The organism is Streptomyces genisteinicus (assembly GCF_014489615.1).
GTDB lineage: Bacteria > Actinomycetota > Actinomycetes > Streptomycetales > Streptomycetaceae > Streptomyces > Streptomyces genisteinicus.
Genome location: NZ_CP060825.1, coordinates 4,284,870 through 4,303,375, shown reverse-complemented (window position 1 = coordinate 4,303,375; position 18,506 = coordinate 4,284,870). Strand labels below are relative to the sequence as shown.

General features: G+C 72.0%; 10 protein-coding genes and 1 pseudogene. 5 read left to right on the top strand and 6 right to left on the bottom strand.

The features are described 5' to 3' along the window. Positions 1–318 precede the first annotated feature (318 nt). The gene (locus IAG43_RS18735) at positions 319–1,263 is read left to right on the top strand and encodes an RpnC/YadD family protein (RefSeq protein ID WP_187741872.1); all 945 of its coding nucleotides are present in this window, start codon (positions 319–321) and stop codon (positions 1,261–1,263) included. Positions 1,264–1,287: 24 nt separating this feature from the next. On the opposite strand, the gene IAG43_RS18730 is transcribed toward IAG43_RS18735, so the two are convergent. Continuing rightward, the gene (locus tag IAG43_RS18730; protein ID WP_246574421.1) at positions 1,288–2,007 is read right to left on the bottom strand and encodes a DUF1275 family protein; all 720 of its coding nucleotides are present in this window, start codon (positions 2,005–2,007) and stop codon (positions 1,288–1,290) included. Positions 2,008–2,188: 181 nt separating this feature from the next. On the opposite strand from IAG43_RS18730, the pseudogene IAG43_RS18725 reads away from it, so the two are divergent. From IAG43_RS18725 to IAG43_RS18710, 4 genes and pseudogenes are all read left to right on the top strand, one after another. Further along, positions 2,189–3,957 (top strand): annotated as a pseudogene (locus tag IAG43_RS18725) (RNA ligase family protein). Between the two features lie 2 nt (positions 3,958–3,959). Further along, a complete protein-coding gene (locus IAG43_RS18720; RefSeq protein ID WP_187741871.1) occupies positions 3,960–6,920 on the top strand; it encodes a poly(A) polymerase in 2,961 nt (986 codons plus the stop codon). A 579-nt stretch (positions 6,921–7,499) separates the two neighbouring features. Continuing rightward, positions 7,500–8,597: a winged helix DNA-binding domain-containing protein gene (locus IAG43_RS18715; protein WP_187741870.1), complete on the top strand. Its 1,098-nt coding sequence runs from the start codon at positions 7,500–7,502 to the stop codon at positions 8,595–8,597. A 247-nt stretch (positions 8,598–8,844) separates the two neighbouring features. Then, the gene (locus IAG43_RS18710) at positions 8,845–9,552 is read left to right on the top strand and encodes a S1 family peptidase (protein ID WP_187741869.1); all 708 of its coding nucleotides are present in this window, start codon (positions 8,845–8,847) and stop codon (positions 9,550–9,552) included. Between the two features lie 227 nt (positions 9,553–9,779). On the opposite strand, the gene tuf is transcribed toward IAG43_RS18710, so the two are convergent. The 5 genes from tuf to IAG43_RS18685 form a co-directional block, all read right to left on the bottom strand. Then, entirely contained in the window at positions 9,780–10,973 is a 1,194-nt protein-coding gene (gene tuf / locus IAG43_RS18705) for an elongation factor Tu (protein WP_187741868.1), read from the bottom strand. A 148-nt stretch (positions 10,974–11,121) separates the two neighbouring features. Beyond that, positions 11,122–13,248 carry an elongation factor G gene (gene fusA / locus IAG43_RS18700; RefSeq protein WP_187741867.1) on the bottom strand — a complete coding sequence of 709 codons (2,127 nt, stop codon included), beginning with the start codon at positions 13,246–13,248 and terminating at the stop codon, positions 11,122–11,124. A gap of 38 nt (positions 13,249–13,286) precedes the next feature. Next, a complete protein-coding gene (gene rpsG / locus IAG43_RS18695) occupies positions 13,287–13,757 on the bottom strand; it encodes a 30S ribosomal protein S7 (protein ID WP_006347241.1) in 471 nt (156 codons plus the stop codon). 2 nt (positions 13,758–13,759) lie between these two features. Next, on the bottom strand, positions 13,760–14,131 hold the full coding sequence (rpsL, locus tag IAG43_RS18690) for a 30S ribosomal protein S12 (protein ID WP_003948652.1): 372 nt from the start codon (positions 14,129–14,131) through the stop codon (positions 13,760–13,762). A gap of 434 nt (positions 14,132–14,565) precedes the next feature. Beyond that, a complete protein-coding gene (locus tag IAG43_RS18685; protein WP_187741866.1) occupies positions 14,566–18,468 on the bottom strand; it encodes a DNA-directed RNA polymerase subunit beta' in 3,903 nt (1,300 codons plus the stop codon). Positions 18,469–18,506: the final 38 nt, after the last annotated feature.

Sequence of the window (18,506 nt, the reverse complement as noted above, 5' to 3'; positions counted from 1 at the left end):
TTGCCTGTCAAACCGCCGCGCACCCCCCACTACCGGAGGACCCCCGTCCGGAGCGGCGGGTGCGGGGCTGCCCGGGAGCGGGCGGGACGGGGCGACGAGTCGCCGGGCCGACAGCCCGCGGGGCGCACAACTGCTGCGGAGTCTCGCGCCTTTGACTCGCCGAGCGCCTCACGCGCCCCCCGCTCCTCCTCCACGCTCCCTCGTGCAGGTGAAGCCCCTCGCCCACCGGGCGGGAACGCGTCTGCGCGTGCCTACGCTCAACGCACTCTGGCATGTGCCCCGAGCACATGCCGTCACGCGAACCGGCAAGGGACCCGCATGGTCAGTTCGTCCCACGAGGCAATGCACCGCATCTTCCAGGAGTACCCGGGCCTGCTGTCCGGGATCTCCGAGGTGCTGGGCGTCCCTCTCCCCTCACCCTTCTCCGTCACCGTCATGCCGACGGACCTCACCGAGAACCGGCCCGTCGAGCGCCGCGTGGACACGCTCTTACGCCTGGACACAGAGGGCGACGACGGTCCTCTGCTGCTCGCCGTAGAAGCGCAGAGCAGGAAGGACCCCGCCAAACCGAGCGGCTGGGCGTACTACGTGGCGTACGTCCTGAACAAGTACGGCCGGCCGCCGCTGCTGCTCGTCGTGTGCCAGGACCGGAGCACCGCCGAGTGGGCGGAGCGTCCGGTCGACTTCGCCGCCGCGGGATGGCCGTCGCTCACCGTACGGCCCCTTGTCGTCGGGCCTCACAACATGCCCGTCATCACCACGACGGCAGAGGCGCGCAAGGATCTGCCGCTCGCCACGTTCGCCGCGATCACACACGGCGCGAGCACGGACGCAGCGGCCATACTGAAGGCGCTGACCGGCGCCCTGCGGGATGCCCCGGACGGCATCCGGTTCCCCCTGATCGAATTCGTATCCCAAGGCCTGGGCACACTGCCGGCCGCACTGGAGTGGAGGAAGCTGGTGGCCGTGGACCTCTCTTTCTATACGTCACCCATCTCGGAGGAGATCCGGGAGGAGGGCCGTGCCAGGGGCCGTGCCGAGGGCCGCGCCGAAGGCGAGGCGCGGAGCGTGCTCCTGGTCATGGAGCGGCGCGGTATCGACGTCCCGGACGACGTCCGGGAACGCATCAGCACCTGCACCGACCCCGACACCCTGCTCGAATGGCTGGGGCGTGCCGTCACCGCCACCTCGGCCGAGGAGGTCTTCGGCGGGGAGGCCCGGCAGGACGGGACGCCCGGTCACGAGGACGCGGCCCCGGCCTGACCCGGAGGCGGGCGGCGCCCGCCCTCAGCCCGGTACCGACGTCCGCGGGCGGGCCGCCGCCAGCCGTACGAGGCCCGTCGCCAGCACCACGGCGGCGGGCACCGCGAGCACCACCGCGGGCCGCACGGAGGAGGCCAGCAGCCACGCGCCGAGCAGCCCTCCGCCCGCCAGTGCGAGGACGGTCGACAGCCGCCGCAGCTCGATGCCCGCCCCGGCGCCGACCCGGCTGTCGGCGGCCAGCGGGTGCAGCGCCACGACGAGGCCGGTGAAGGTGCGGGTCGCCACCGTCGTCGTCACCCCCGGCAGCGCGACCCGCAGGGCCGTCACGTTCCGGACCCCCATCGCACAGGCCACCGTCGCGATCGCGGCCAGATGCCGGCCGTCGACCGGCCCGCCGATGCCGTCGATGCCCACGCCCCAGATCACCAGGGCGCCAGCCCCCAGCAGCACGCCCTCCACCACCAGCGCCCCCTCGAACCAGCGCCGCTCCCGGACGTCGATAGCCGTCTCCACCCGCGAACCGGCGACCGCACCGAGCGCGAAGGCGGCGAGCGAGACCGCGGAGACGGCCGCGGAGATGCCCGGGGCGCCCCCGAGCGAGAAGCCGAGGAGCAGCAGGCTGCCCGTCTGCACCGCCGCGAACACCGGCCCGAGCGCGAGGAAGGAGACGGCCTCGACCATCCCGGTCGTCGCGGTGAGCAGCAGCATCACGGACGTCAGAGACGCCCCCAGCCTCGGTTTCATACCGGGACGATACGGGCGCCCCCGGTTCCGGCGAGGGCACTCCCCCGCGGCCTCACCCCACCGGCCGCACCGCGGCCGCCCCCGGCCGCACCGGCACCCCGGACGGCGAAAACTCCTCGAATCCCCGCCCGCCGCGCACCTACAGTGACGACGGCACCAGCGGTCACGGGGGACGGTCACCATGCGTACGCACTATCCGCGGACCCGGCATCTGCCGTGGTCCCCCGGGGCGACCCCGGACGATCTGCGGACCACCGGTCTCGGCGGTCTGCGCGGCCGCGAGGTCGTCGTCACCGAGAAGCTCGACGGCGAGAACACCACGCTCTACGCGGACGGACTGCACGCCCGCTCCCTCGACTCGGCCACCACCCCTCCCGTACCTGGGTGAAGGCACTCCAGGGCCGGATCGGCCACACGATCCCCGAGGACTGGCGGATCTGCGGCGAGAACCTCTACGCCCGCCACTCGCTGGCCTACGACGACCTGGACGGGTACTTCTACGGCTTCTCGGTCTGGGACGAGCTGGGCTGGTGCCCGGACTGGGACCGCACCGTGCGCTTTCTGCGCGAGCGCGGCATCCCGGTGCCCCGCGTGCTGTGGCGCGGCCTCTTCGACGAACGCGCCCTGCGCGCCCTGCGGGTGGACCCGGGACGCCAGGAGGGCTACGTCGTCCGCACCGCGGAGGGGTTCATGGCGGAGGAGTTCGGGGAGCGGGTGGCCAAGTGGGTGCGCCCGGGACACGTGACGACGGGCACCCACTGGATGCACTCCGCGGTCGTGCCCAACACGCTCGGCCCGAACGCACCTCTGTGGGCGGTGCGTTCGGGAGCCCCCGCGGATCCGGACGGGCTCGCCACCGCGCTGAGGCTCGGGGCGGCCGCGGAGCGCGCGGCCGGCGCGGAGACGGCGACGCACGCGGCGGGAGCGGATACGGCGCACGCGGCAGGCCCGGAAGCGGCGCACGCGGACGGCCCGCAGGGCACCCGCGCCGCACCCGACCGGGCGGCGGCCGCCCGGCTGGACCCCGCCGGCGCCCTCGGGGACGCCCGGCTGGACGCCGTGCTCGCCGCGCTGCTCCACCGCGAACGGCGGTCACGGGTCGCCACCGGGCTCGCCGCCCGCCTCGGGCTCCCGCAGGCACGCCGGATCGCGGACCTCGTCGGCCTCCACCCGGCCCTCCACCGCCCGTACCCCGACGCCGACCGCAGGTCCGGCTTGCTGCGCCTGTCGCGCGCCGCCGACCTGACCGCCCTGCACGCCGTGGCGCGGGCGACCGCCGCCGGCGGCGAGGCGCGTGAGCAGGTCGAGTGGTCGGCCCTGCACGCCGAGGAGATCCGCCCGCTGACCGGGCTCGGCGAGGTGTTCACCGGCCTGGACGCCGAGACCGCCGCCCGCTGCCGCGCCGAGGCGCACACGGCGTACGCCGACGGAAGGATCGACGGCCCCGGCGAGGCCGCCGCCGCCACCTGGCGGTGGCGGAGCGGCGACTTCCCCCGGCTGATCCGCACCGTGGGCCCGTCCGGCAGCGGCAAGAGCACCTTCGCCCGCGCGCTCCCGGGCGTCGGCACCCACCTCGCCCTGGACGACCTGCGCGAGGCCCGCGGATCCCGGGCCGACCAGCGCGCCAACGGCGAGGTCCTGCGCGAGGCGCTCGCCCGGCTGGACGCCGCGCTCACCGGCCGGGCGACCGTGGTCTGGGACGCCACCTCGCTGGGTCGGCAGCAGCGCTCCCTCGTCGACGCGGTCGCCCGCCGCCGGGACGCGCTGATCACCGACGCGGTCGTCCTGGTCGACGAGGACGAACTGGTGCGCCGCAACGGACACCGGGCGCACCCCGTGCCGCCCGCGGTGCTCGCGTCCCAGCTGCGGCGCTTCGGCCCGCCCTACCCGGGCGAGGCGCACCGCACCTGGTACGTCGGGGCCAGTGGGACGATCGAGGAGGAGGCGTAGCCGTGCGCACCAGCGAGGAGATCTACCACCGGGTCCGCTGGGACGCCCGCTTCGACCCGTCCCGCTTCACGATCGGCGTGATGCAGCGGGGCGCGGCCCCCAAGCGGGTGCCCCTGCCCGCGTTCGTCCCGGGCGGGGAGATCCCGTGGCACCGGGTGCTCTTCTTCGAGGCCGACGGCGAGACCGTGTGGGACCGGGCCACCGGCACCGACCGGATCGACGCCACCGGCGCGGGCCGGGTACGCGAGGCACGCAGTCTGCGCGCGCCGTTCTTCGCCGCCCGCACCCCGCACGTCTTCGACGGCGCGGAGTGGGTCCCGGCCCGCTCACCGCGGGGGACGCACCCCTCCTCGGGAAGGGTGCGGGTGCTGACCTGGAACACGCTGTGGGACCGCTACGACGCCGACCGCATCGACACGGCCCGGCGCCGGCCCCTGCTGCCGGCCGCGCTGCGCGCCGCGGACGCGGACGTGATCGCGCTCCAGGAGGTCGAGCCCCCGCTGCTGGCGCTGCTCCTCCGCGAACCCTGGGTGCGCGAGGCGTACACCCTGGGCACCGACCCCGCCGCGCGGGACGTCGACGACTGCGGACTGCTGCTGCTCAGCAGGCTGCCCGTACGGGAGGCCGGGCACCACGCGCTGGGTCCGCACAAGGCGGTGACCGCGCTGGTCGTGGAGGGCCCGGACGGGCCGCTCACCGTGGCCGTGACCCACCTGAGCAGCGACCACTCCGCGGACGGGGCGGCCCGCCGGGAGGCCGAACTGGCGCGGCTGGCCGAAGGGTTGGCACCGCTCGACGGCGATGTCGTCCTGCTCGGCGACTTCAACGACGGGACGGACGCGCCGCAGACCGCCCTCGGGATGCGCGACGCGTGGAGCGAGGTCCGCGGCTCCGGCGACACGACCCCGACCTTCGACCCGCGGGCCAACCCGCTCGCCGCGGTCTCCTCGCTGAGCGGCCGCGCCTCCCGGCTGGACCGGGTGCTGCTGCGCGCCGGACGGCTGCGGGCGCGGGAGGTGTCCCTCCTCGGCACCGAACCCGCCGCGGACGGACTGCACCTCTCCGACCACTACGGGGTGTGCGCCGAACTCGCCCCCGAGCGGGCCGGGGCGGGTGCGGCGCCGGACGCGGAGCCCACCGTGCGGACGGCGCTGGCCTGGCTCCCGCCGCGGGAGATCCGGTCCGCGCTCCAGGAGATCCGCCGGGAGAACGACCCGCAGTTCCACCGCTGGCCGCCGCATGTGAACCTGCTCTTCGGATTCGTGCCCGAGTCCTCGTTCGAGGCGGCGCTGCCGCTGGTCTCCGCCGCCGTGCGCGGGGTGCGCCCCTTCGCGGCACGGCTGGCGGGGGTGCACTGGTTCGGGCACCGGGAGGGCGCGACGGTGTGGCTCGACCCGGCGGCCGACGACGAGGAACCATGGGCGGACCTGCGAGAACGCCTGCTGGACCGGTTCCCCGCCTGCCGGGGCCGCCACCCCGGTTTCACGCCGCACCTCAGCCTCGGCCGCACCGGCGACCCGCAGGCCCTGGCCGCCGCGTGCGAGGCCCGGCTCGCGGCCTTCGGCACCACCGTCGGCGAGATCGCCGTCCTCGCCCGCCGGGGCGGCGAGCCGATGCGCGTCCGCGCCACAGTCGCCCTCGGCACCGGCGAGGTGCGGTGGGCCGAGGAGCCGGAGGCCCCCGGGCCCGGAGCCACCGGTCCGTCGGGTCGGAGACCCGCGGGCCGCGGTCCCGCCGGGCCGGAGGCCACCGGGCCCGGAGCCACCGGACCGTCGCCTGCGGGCCGCGGACCCGCCGGGCCGGAGGCCACCCGCCGAGAAGCAGCCTGGGAGGAAGCCGCCGAGGACGAGACCGCGCGGGTCGGGCGGATCGTGACGGGGATCGCCGCGGCGCTCCCCCGGGGCGTCGTGCACGTCGTCGGCTCACGGCGGACCGGCTGCGCGCTGCCCGGCGCGGACCTCGATCTGGTCGCCGCCCTCCCGGGCGAGGTGACGACCCAGGAGGTGCGTGCGGCGCTCGGGTCCGCCCTCCCCGACGCGGCCGGGCTCCGCGACGTGACCGGTGCCCGGGTGCCGGGAGTGCGCCTGACCAGCGCCGGACTGGCGGTGGACCTGGCCGTGGTCCCCACGGGGCCGGTCGACCCGGCCGACGCGGTCGCGCGCCGGGCGGAGCTCGGCGAGGCCGGGGCGGTGGCGCTGAGCGCGGTGGACGACGCGGCCGCGGTCCTGCGCGCCGTCGCCGGCCGGGAGGCTGCGTTCGCCGTACTCGCCCGCGAGGTGAAGACCTGGGCACGCGCCCGCGGCCTGGACTGCGCCCCCTTCGGCGGCCTGCCCGGCATCGCCTGGGCCGTCCTCGCCGCCCGCACCGTGCGGGACACGGAGGCCGGCGAGTTCGCCGGCCTCGCCCCCAGGGCCCTGTCGAGCACGCTGGCGGCACGGTTCTTCGCGACCTGGGCGGCCTGGGACTGGCGCTCCCCCGTCGCCCTGACGGGGACCCCCGGCCCCGGCACCGCGCCGGTCACCGTCCTGACGCCGTCGGCACCCGTGCGGTCCTGCACCGATCAGGTCACCTTGGGCATGCGCGACCTGCTGACGCAGGAGCTGTACCGGGCCTGGGAGCTGACGGACACCGGCGGCGCACCCTCGCACGAGAGGCCGGACGCCCCGCCGCCGCTGCACCGCAGGCACGCGTCCTGGGCGGTGGTGACGGTGGCACCGGGTGCGGACGAGGGCCGGCTCCGCGGCAGGATGCGGGCCCTCGTCGCCGACCTCGCCGACGCCGCGCCCGCGGCCCACGCCTGGCCGCGCCCGTACTCCCTCTCCCCCACCCGCTACGCCATCGGCCTCGGCCAGGAACCGCCCGGCGACGCCGTCCTCGCGGAGATCGCCGCGGCCCGCCTGCGCGGTCTGCCCGGCGTCACCCTGACCCCGGCCCGCGGCGGCGAGATCCCCAGCCTGCGGTGACCCGCCGCCGGTCGCTCGCAGTCCGCACACCCCGACCGCCCGCGGCAGCCCCGCCCCGGGCATCCCCACCCGGCCCCGACCCCGACCTGCAGCCCCCGGGCCCCAGCCCGCGAACGGACGCGCCCCCACCGGCCGGCGACGGGGCGGCTGCCGGTCGGCCGCGCGGTACGGCCCCGCCGCACCGCCGCTCGGCGGCGCCGCCCCCACCCCTCCGGCGCCGCCCCGCCCCCGGCATCCCTCGGTCGCACGCGTCCCAGGCGGCAGCACACCCGCAGGCGCTCCGGCGTCTCCCGGCACGTCCCGGCCTCCCACCCCGGCATCGCGCCCCGCCCTACCGCGAGAAGAGGACAGGATCTGACCGCTACTGCTGCGACGGTGGGTCCGTACGCCACCCCGTGACGACCGTGAGGAACCGACCCCCGTGACCACCGACGCGCCCGCCCCGCCGAAGGCGGCTCCGCCCGCGACGACCTCCCTCCCCCCACTCCCCGCGACCGCGCCACCGGCCCCGGCGGGCACGCACGGCGGACGGCGCGGCCCCGACGGCCGCGAGCGGACCCCGGCCGAAGGGGACGCCCGATGACCGTGCTCTCGGCCCGGGCGCTCAACCGCGCCGCGCTCGCCCGCCAGCTGCTGCTCGACCGCTCCCGGATGACCGCCCTGGAAGCCGTCCGGCACCTGTGCGGCGTCCAGGCGCAGGAGCCGCAGGAGCCGTTCACCGGGCTCTGGTCCCGGCTCCACGGCTTCGCGCCCGCCGACCTCTCCGGACTGCTGACCGGCCGGCAGGCGGTACGCGTCCACCTGATGCGCCGCACCATGCACCTGGTCGACGCCGGCGACGCGCTCGCCTGGCGCGCCCGCCACGACGCGATGCTCCGCCAGCGGGTGCTCGCCACGTACCGCCGGGAGCTCGACGGGGTCGACCCGGAAGAACTGGCCGCCGCCGGACGGGCGGTGATGGCCGACGGCGAGCCCCGCACGATGGGCGAGCTCGCGCGGGCCGTCGTCGGCCGCTGGCCCGACGCGGGGACGCGCCCCCTGGGCGAACTGCTGGTCGCCGGACTGCTCCCCACCGTCCAGGTGCCCCCGCGCGGACTGTGGCGCACCACCGGCGGCGCGCGCTACCTCCCGCTCGGCGCCTGGCTCGGCCGCGAGCCCGACCCGCCCGCGCCCGACGGCGGCGACCCCGTCGGCGAGGCGCTCGTACGGCGCTATCTGGCGGCGTACGGTCCGGCCGCCACGGCCGACGTCCGCGCCTGGTCGGGGCTGGCGGGGCTCCCCGGCGCGGTCACCGCCCTCCGGCCGGAGCTGGTCACGTTCCGGGACGAGGCCGGACGGGTACTGCTCGACCTGCCCGACGCGCCCCGCCCGGACCCGGACACCCCTGCCCCTGTGCGCTTCCTCCCGGCGTTCGACAACGCGATCCTCGGATACCAGGACCGGAGCCGGATCATCGACGACGAGCACCGCCTGCTCTCGGTCGCCGGGGAGCGGGTCGTGCTGGTCGACGGCCGGGTCGCCGCGACGTGGACCACCGACGTCGGCACGGTGGCCGTCTCCCCGCTCGGCCGTCTCTCCCGCGCCGACCGCCGCGCCGTGACGGAGGAGGGCGCGGCGCTCGCGTCGTTCCTCTCCGACGGCGCCGACGACGGCGTACGCATCGCCGCCGACCGCTGACCCACCGCCCGCAGCCCTCAGCCCACCGCCGCCCGCCCGCCGGCCCCTGCTCCCCGCGGGCGGGGGCCGGCGGCGCGCCCACGGAGCAGGGGCCGGACGGCCACCGGATGGCCGACTCCCGCCCCATAGCGCCGTGTTATGGCAAAGCGCTATTACCCGCCGCGTCCGCACGGCCGGAATCCTGGTGCCGCCCGGAATCCCCCCGCACGCACGGCCACCCACCGTGCGTCTTCGGAAATGAGGAGCCTTGCGCATAACCAGGATCGTGACCGCTCTCGCGGCCGCCCTTCTCTCCGCCCTCGCGGTCGTCCCCACCGCGAGCACCGCCGCCGCCGCGCCCGCGGGCCCCCAGCCGATCATCGGCGGCGGCTACGCGCAGAGCGGCCCCTGGGCCGCCCGCCTGTTCTCGAACGGCCGGGAGACCTGTTCGGCGACGATCATCGCCCCCACCTGGATCCTGACCGCCAGGCACTGCGTCACCGGCGGCGGGCTCTCCTTCCGCATCGGCAGCCTGGACCAGCACAGCGGCGGCACCGTCGCCAACGGCGCCCAGACCTACACCCACTCCTCGGACCTCGCCCTGGTGCGCCTGGACCGTTCGGTCAGCGCCACCTACGCCACCCTCGGCCAGCCCGGCACCGTCCGCGTCGGCCAGAGCGTCCAGGTCTACGGCTGGGGCGCCACCTCGCAGTGCGGCTCCGAGGCCAACTGCCAGTCGCGCTACCTCAAGGTGGCGAACGTGACCGTCTCCAGCGGCTGCACCGACGCGTACGGCGGCTCGGCGATCTGCGCCCGCCGCGGCAACGGCATCACGGCCGGCGGCGACTCCGGCGGCCCGATGATGCTGAACGGCGTCCAGGTCGGCGTCGCCTCCACCAGCGACCGCCAGACCACCACGGCGTACACCAACGTCACCGCCTACCGGTCCTGGATCCAGTCGGTCGCCGGCGTCTGATCCCGCGGGCCCCTGCCTCCCCGGACGGCGCCCGCCGCTCGTGCCCAGGGCCCCGTGCCTCTCCCCCGCGGGAGGCACGGGGCCCTGTCGCCGTCCCCGCCGTCGCGCCGGTCCCGGCCCCCGCCGCACACGCCCCTCCGTGCACGGCGAAGGGCCCCGCCCCTCCCTTGCGGGAGGTGCGGGGCCCTTCTTGCAGCTCGGTGAGCTACCAGGTCAGATCAACGGACTTACTTGTTGATCTTGGTGACCTGGCCGGCGCCCACGGTCCGGCCACCCTCACGGATGGCGAACTTCAGGCCCTCTTCCATGGCGACGGGCTGGATCAGCTCGACGGTCATCTGGGTGTTGTCACCCGGCATGACCATCTCGGTGCCCTCGGGGAGGGTCACGACGCCGGTCACGTCCGTGGTACGGAAGTAGAACTGCGGGCGGTAGTTGTTGAAGAACGGGGTGTGACGGCCACCCTCGTCCTTCGACAGGATGTAGGCCTGGGCCTCGAACTCGGTGTGCGGCGTGACCGAACCGGGCTTGATGATGACCTGGCCGCGCTCGACGTCCTCGCGCTTGATGCCACGGAGGAGCAGACCGACGTTCTCACCGGCCTGGCCCTCGTCGAGCAGCTTGCGGAACATCTCGATGCCGGTGACCGTGGTGGTGGTCTTCTCGGTCTTGATGCCGACGATGTCGACGGTCTCGTTGACCTTGAGGACGCCACGCTCGATACGACCGGTGACGACGGTGCCACGACCGGTGATCGTGAAGACGTCCTCGATCGGCATCAGGAACGGCTTGTCGACGTCACGCTCGGGCTGCGGGATCGCCTCGTCGACGGCGGCCATCAGGTTCAGGACCGACTGGCCCCACTCCTTGTCGCCCTCGAGCGCCTTGAGCGCCGAGACCTTGACGACCGGCAGGTCGTCGCCCGGGAACTCGTACTCGGAGAGGAGCTCACGCACCTCGAGCTCGACGAGCTCCAGGATCTCCTCGTCGTCCACCATGTCGGCCTTGTTCAGGGCGACGACGATGTACGGAACGCCGACCTGGCGGGCCAGGAGCACGTGCTCCTTGGTCTGCGGCATCGGGCCGTCGGTGGCGGCGACCACGAGGATGGCGCCGTCCATCTGCGCGGCACCGGTGATCATGTTCTTGATGTAGTCCGCGTGACCGGGGCAGTCGACGTGGGCGTAGTGACGCGACTCGGTCTGGTACTCGACGTGCGCGATGGAGATGGTGATACCGCGCTGGCGCTCCTCGGGAGCCTTGTCGATCTGGTCGAAGGCCGAGGCCTCGTTCAGGTCCGGGTACGCGTCGTGCAGCACCTTGGTAATGGCGGCCGTGAGGGTCGTCTTACCGTGGTCGATGTGACCGATGGTGCCGATGTTGACGTGCGGCTTAGTCCGCTCGAACTTCGCCTTCGCCACTGGGGTCCTCCTGGAGTGGTTCTGAACGCCTTGCTCATCGGCGCCAGGTGATCTTTGCTGGGAAGCCGGCCGCCGGGGTCAGCCCCTGAAGGTTTCGGGGCGGACCCCCGGCGGTCGGTGTCAAGCCTACGGCGTGAACTCGGGTGAGTTACTCGCCCTTGGCCTTCGCGATGATCTCCTCGGCGACGTTCCGGGGAACCTCGGCGTAGGAGTCGAACTGCATCGAGTAGCTTGCGCGACCCGAGGTCTTGCTGCGGAGGTCTCCGACGTAGCCGAACATCTCCGAGAGGGGCACGAGGCCCTTCACGACGCGAGCGCCGCTGCGCTCCTCCATGGCCTGGATCTGGCCACGGCGGGAGTTGATGTCGCCGATGACCTCACCCATGTAGTCCTCGGGCGTGGTGACCTCGACGGACATCATCGGCTCGAGAAGCACGGGCGAAGCCTTGCGCGCGGCCTCCTTGAAGGCCTGCGAACCGGCGATCTTGAAGGCGAGCTCGGAGGAGTCGACCTCGTGGTAGCCACCGTCGAGAAGAATGACGCGGACGCCCGTCATCTCGTAGCCCGCCAGGATGCCGAACTGCATGGCCTCCTGCGCACCCGCGTCCACCGAGGGGATGTACTCCTTGGGGATGCGGCCACCGGTGACCTTGTTCACGAACTCGTACGAGGCGTCGCCGCCCTCGATCGGCTCGATCGCGATCTGCACCTTGGCGAACTGACCGGTACCACCGGTCTGCTTCTTGTGCGTGTAGTCGTGGCGCTCGACGGCCTTGCGGATCGTCTCGCGATACGCGACCTGCGGCTTGCCGACGTTGGCCTCGACCTTGAACTCGCGACGCATGCGGTCGACGAGGACGTCGAGGTGGAGCTCGCCCATACCACCGATGATGGTCTGGCCGGTCTCCTCGTCCGAGTGGACCTGGAAGGAGGGGTCCTCCTCCGCGAGACGCTGGATGGCGACACCCAGCTTCTCCTGGTCACCCTTGGACTTGGGCTCGATCGCGACCTGGATGACCGGCGCCGGGAAGTCCATGGACTCCAGGATCACCGGGTTCTTCTCGTCGCACAGCGTCTCACCGGTGGTGGTCTGCTTCAGGCCCATGACGGCGACGATGTCGCCGGCGCCCACGGCGTCGATCTCCTCACGCTTGTTCGCGTGCATCCGGTAGATCTTGCCGATGCGCTCCTTCTTGCCCTTGACGGAGTTCAGCACCGAGGTGCCGGCCTCCAGGCGACCCGAGTAGACCCGGATGAAGGTGAGCTTGCCGAGGTGCGGGTCGCTCGCGATCTTGAACGCGAGGGCCGACAGCGGCTCGGACTCGGACGGCTTGCGGGACACGACCTCCTCCGGGTCCTTGACGCCGTGGCCCTCGATGGCCTCGACGTCCAGGGGGGAGGGGAGGTAGCGCACGACGGCGTCGAGCAGGGGCTGGACGCCCTTGTTCTTGAACGCGGTGCCGCAGAACACGGGGGTGACGGTGGTGTCGCCGCCCTTGCCGGACGCGATGGTGATACGACGGATCGCGGCGTACAGCTGCTCCTCGGTGGGCTCCTCGCCCTCCAGGAACAGCTCCATGATCTCTTCGTCGTTCTCCGCGACGGTCTCGACCAGCTTGCCGCGCCACTCCTCGGCGGCCTCGGCGTGCGTGGCCGGGATGTCGACGACGTCGTACATCTCGCCCTTGGTGGCCTCGGCGGACCAGACCAGAGCCTTCATGCGGACGAGGTCGACCACGCCCTTGAAGTCGGCCTCGGCACCGATGGGGAGCTGCATGACGATCGGGGTCGCGCCGAGGCGGTTCACGATCATGTCGACACAGCGGTGGAACTCGGCGCCCGTGCGGTCGAGCTTGTTGACGAAGCAGATGCGCGGCACGCCGTAGCGGTCGGCCTGGCGCCACACCGTCTCGGACTGCGGCTCCACACCGGCCACACCGTCGAACACGGTCACGGCGCCGTCGAGGACGCGGAGCGAACGCTCCACCTCGACGGTGAAGTCCACGTGACCGGGGGTGTCGATGATGTTGATGGTGTGGTCGACGTCCTCGAGCGGCCAGTGACAGGTCGTCGCGGCGGACGTGATGGTAATGCCGCGCTCCTGCTCCTGCTCCATCCAGTCCATCGTGGCAGCGCCGTCGTGGACCTCACCGATCTTGTAGCTCACACCGGTGTAGAACAGGATGCGCTCGGTGGTCGTCGTCTTGCCCGCGTCGATGTGGGCCATGATCCCGATGTTGCGGACCTTGGCCAGGTCAAGCGAAGTGGTGGCCATATGGCTCAGTCTTCTCTCGGTCTCGATGGGGGTAGCGACTACCAGCGGTAGTGCGCGAAGGCCTTGTTGGACTCGGCCATCTTGTGCGTGTCCTCACGCTTCTTGACCGAAGCGCCGAGGCCGTTGGAGGCGTCGAGCAGTTCGTTCATGAGGCGCTCGGTCATGGTCTTCTCGCGGCGGGCGCGGGAGTAACCCACGACCCAGCGCAGCGCGAGGGTGGAGGCGCGGCCCGGCTTGACCTCGATCGGCACCTGGTAGGTGGCGCCACCGACACGGCGGGACTTGACCTCGAGGGACGGCTTGACGTTCTCGAGAGCGCGCTTCAGCGTGATGACCGGGTCGGCGCCGGTCTTCTCGCGAAGACCCTCCATGGCGCCGTAGACGATCCGCTCGGCGGTGGAACGCTTGCCGTTCAGCAGGATCTTGTTGATGAGCGAGGTCACCAGAGGAGAACCGTAGACCGGGTCGATGATGACCGGGCGCTTCGGGGCGGGGCCCTTACGAGGCATTCTTACTTCTCCTTCTTGGCGCCGTAGCGGCTGCGGGCCTGCTTGCGGTTCTTGACACCCTGGGTGTCGAGCGAACCGCGGATGATCTTGTAGCGAACACCCGGCAGGTCCTTCACACGGCCACCACGCACGAGCACGATGGAGTGCTCCTGCAGGTTGTGTCCCTCACCCGGGATGTAGGCCGTGACCTCGATACCGGAGGTCAGACGCACACGCGCGACCTTACGGAGGGCCGAGTTCGGCTTCTTCGGGGTGGTCGTGAACACACGCGTGCAGACGCCGCGGCGCTGAGGGGAACCCTCGAGTGCGGGCGTCTTGTTCTTCTCGACCTTGTCCTGCCGGCCCTTGCGGACCAGCTGCTGGATCGTAGGCACTACTTCTCCGGTTTCTGTGTGCCGTCCGTGAAACTAACCTGGAACGTCGCCGACCCACGCGGTCGGGTGTGTCGAATACTGCGAACCTCCGCGCAAGGCGGAAACGGCGCAGATTGCGGTGGCCGGTCTCGGACTCGCGGTGCGGTTGAGGACACGCACACGAGCCCAGGCACACCCCAGGCACAAGGTCTGAGCGTACCTATCGCACTCGCATCGGTCAAAACAAATGGCCTCGCGCACCGAGCGGCGGACGGTTACGGCCCCCGCTCCCCCGGGAACGGCCCGTGCGGGCCCGGCGCCGCCCCTCTCCGTCCCGCGCACGGACGTCGTGCGCCTTCCCCGGCGCCGCGGCCGGCGGACGCCCCTCCGAGGCCCGGAACGCCGGAGGGCGGCCATCCCCACGGGATGACCGCCCTCCGGACGTGGCTCACGCCTTACTGGTTGTACGGACCGTAGTCGTAGTCCTCCAGCGGGACGGCCTGGCCGGAGCCGGTGCCGAACGGCGAGTAGTCGATGTCGTCGTAGCCGACGGCCGAGTACATCGCGGCCTTGGCCTCCTCGGTCGGCTCGACCCGGATGTTGCGGTAGCGGGACAGGCCCGTACCGGCCGGGATGAGCTTACCGATGATGACGTTCTCCTTGAGGCCGATCAGGGAGTCCGACTTGGCGTTGATCGCCGCGTCGGTCAGGACCCTGGTCGTCTCCTGGAAGGACGCCGCGGACAGCCACGACTCGGTCGCCAGCGAGGCCTTGGTGATACCCATCAGCTGCGGACGGCCGGAGGCGGGGTGACCGCCCTCGGTGACCACACGACGGTTCTCGGTCTCGAAGCGCGAACGCTCGACCAGCTCGCCCGGCAGCAGCTCCGCGTCGCCGGACTCGATGATCGTCACCCGGCGCAGCATCTGCCGGATGATGATCTCGATGTGCTTGTCGTGGATCGACACACCCTGCGAGTTGTAGACCTTCTGGACCTCGCCGACCAGGTGGACCTGGACCGCGCGCTGCCCGAGGATGCGCAGCACGTCGTGCGGGTTGGTCGCACCGAAGGCCAGCGGCTCGCCGACCTGGACGTGGTCGCCCTCGCGGACCTTGAGCTTGGCGCGCTTCGAGATCGGGTAGGCCGTCTCGTCGCTGCCGTCGTCCGGGGTGACGACGATCTTCTTGGTCTTCTCGGTCTCCTCGATCCGCACGCGGCCGGCGGCCTCGGAGATCGGGGCGACACCCTTCGGGGTACGGGCCTCGAAGAGCTCGACGACACGCGGCAGACCCTGGGTGATGTCGTCACCGGCCACACCACCGGTGTGGAAGGTACGCATCGTCAGCTGGGTACCGGGCTCACCGATGGACTGGGCGGCGATGATGCCGACCGCCTCACCGATGTCGACCAGCTTGCCGGTGGCCAGCGAACGGCCGTAGCAGAAGGCACAGGTGCCGACGGCCGACTCGCAGGTCAGGACCGAGCGGGTCTTGACCTCCTCGACGCCCGCGGCGACCACGGCGTCGATGAGCACGTCACCGAGGTCGACGTTGGCCGGCGCGATGACCTTGCCGTCGACGACGACGTCCTCGGCGAGCATCCGCGCGTACACGGAGGTCTCGACGTCCTCCGCCTTGCGCAGCACGCCGTCGGCGCCGCGCTCGGCGATCCGCAGCTTGAGGCCGCGTTCGGTGCCGCAGTCCTCCTCGCGGATGATGACGTCCTGCGAGACGTCCACCAGACGACGGGTCAGGTAACCCGAGTCGGCGGTACGCAGGGCGGTGTCCGCCAGACCCTTACGGGCACCGTGCGTGGAGATGAAGTACTCCAGCACGGACAGGCCCTCGCGGAAGGACGCCTTGATCGGACGCGGGATGGTCTCGTTCTTGGCGTTCGACACCAGACCGCGCATACCGGCGATCTGACGCATCTGCATCATGTTTCCACGAGCACCCGAGTTGACCATCATGAAGATGGGGTTGGTCTTCGGGAAGTTCGCGTTCATCGCCTCGGCGACCTCGTTGGTCGCCTTGGTCCAGATCGCGATGAGCTCCTGGGTGCGCTCGTCCTTGGTGATCAGACCGCGCTCGTACTGCTTCTGGACCTTCTCGTCCTGCGCCTCGTAGCCCGCGACGATCTCCTTCTTCGCCTCGGGGACGACGACGTCGGAGATGGCCACGGTGACACCGGAACGGGTCGCCCAGAAGAAGCCGGAGGACTTCAGGTTGTCGAGCGTCGCCGCCACGATGACCTTGGGGTAGCGCTCGGCCAGGTCGTTGACGATCTCGGAGAGCTGCTTCTTGCCCACCGAGTAGTCGACGAACGGGTAGTCCTCGGGCAGCAGCTCGTTGAAGAGCGCACGGCCCAGCGTGGTGTTCAGCCGGAAGCTGTCACCCTGCTGCCAGGTGTTCTCCTCGCCCTCCTCGGGCGCCGGCGGGGTCCAGCCGCGCGGCGGGATGGTGCCCACCGGGAAGCGGATGTCGACCTTCGCCTGGAGCGAGAGCTCGCGGGCGTCGAAGGCCATGATCGCCTCGGCGGTGGAGCCGAAGGACCGGCCCTCGCCGATGACCTCGCGCTCCTCCTCGTCCGTGGTGAGGAAGAAGAGGCCGAGCACCATGTCCTGGGTGGGCATGGTGACCGGACGGCCGTCGGCCGGCTTGAGGATGTTGTTGGAGGACAGCATCAGGATGCGGGCCTCGGCCTGCGCCTCCGCGGAGAGCGGCAGGTGCACGGCCATCTGGTCACCGTCGAAGTCCGCGTTGAACGCGGTGCAGACGAGCGGGTGGATCTGGATGGCCTTGCCCTCGACCAGCTGCGGCTCGAAGGCCTGGATGCCGAGGCGGTGCAGCGTGGGCGCACGGTTCAGCAGCACCGGGTGCTCGGCGATGACCTCTTCGAGGACGTCGTACACCACGGTGCGGCCGCGCTCGACCATGCGCTTGGCCGACTTGATGTTCTGCGCGTGGTTCAGGTCGACCAGGCGCTTCATCACGAACGGCTTGAAGAGCTCCAGCGCCATGGCCTTGGGCAGACCGCACTGGTGCAGCTTGAGCTGCGGGCCGACGACGATGACGGAACGCGCCGAGTAGTCGACTCGCTTGCCGAGCAGGTTCTGACGGAAACGGCCCTGCTTGCCCTTGAGCATGTCGCTCAGGGACTTCAGCGGACGGTTGCCGGGGCCCGTGACCGGGCGGCCGCGGCGGCCGTTGTCGAAGAGGGCGTCGACCGCCTCCTGGAGCATGCGCTTCTCGTTGTTCACGATGATCTCGGGCGCGCCGAGGTCGAGAAGCCGCTTCAGGCGGTTGTTGCGGTTGATGACACGGCGGTACAGGTCGTTCAGGTCGGAGGTCGCGAAGCGGCCACCGTCCAGCTGCACCATCGGACGCAGGTCCGGCGGGATGACCGGGACGCAGTCCAGCACCATGCCCTTGGGGCTGTTGGAGGTCTGCAGGAACGCGGAGACGACCTTGAGGCGCTTGAGCGCACGGGTCTTCTTCTGGCCCTTGCCGGTGCGGATGATCTCGCGGAGGCGCTCGGCCTCCTCGTCGAGGTCGAAGGACTCCAGGCGCTTCTGCAGCGCGGCGGCGCCCATCGAGCCGTCGAAGTAGGTGCCGAAGCGGTCGCGCAGCTCGCGGTAGAGCAGCTCGTCGCCCTCCAGGTCCTGGACCTTGAGGTTCTTGAAGCGGTTCCACACCTCGTCGAGACGGTCGATCTCGCGCTGGGCGCGGTCGCGCAGCTGCTTCATCTCGCGCTCGGCGCCCTCGCGCACCTTGCGGCGCACGTCGGCCTTGGCGCCCTCGGCCTCCAGCTCGGCCAGGTCGGTCTCGAGCTTCTTGGCGCGGGCCTCGAGGTCGGCGTCGCGGCGGTTCTCGATCTGCTGGCGCTCGACGGAGACGTGGGCCTCCAGCGACGGCAGGTCGCGCGTGCGGCGCTCGTCGTCGACGAACGTGATCATGTAGGCGGCGAAGTAGATGACCTTCTCGAGGTCCTTCGGCGCCAGGTCCAGCAGGTATCCCAGGCGCGACGGGACGCCCTTGAAGTACCAGATGTGGGTGACGGGAGCGGCCAGCTCGATGTGGCCCATCCGCTCGCGGCGCACCTTGGCGCGGGTGACCTCGACGCCACAGCGCTCACAGATGATGCCCTTGAAGCGGACACGCTTGTACTTGCCGCAGTAGCACTCCCAGTCCCGGGTCGGACCGAAGATCTTCTCGCAGAAGAGCCCGTCCTTTTCCGGCTTCAGGGTGCGGTAGTTGATGGTCTCCGGCTTCTTGACCTCGCCGTGGGACCAGGTCCGGATGTCGTCCGCGGTGGCCAGGCCGATCCGCAGCTCGTCGAAGAAGTTGACGTCGAGCACTTTTTCGTCAATCCCTCTTTCGGGGTTGTGCCCTCCGC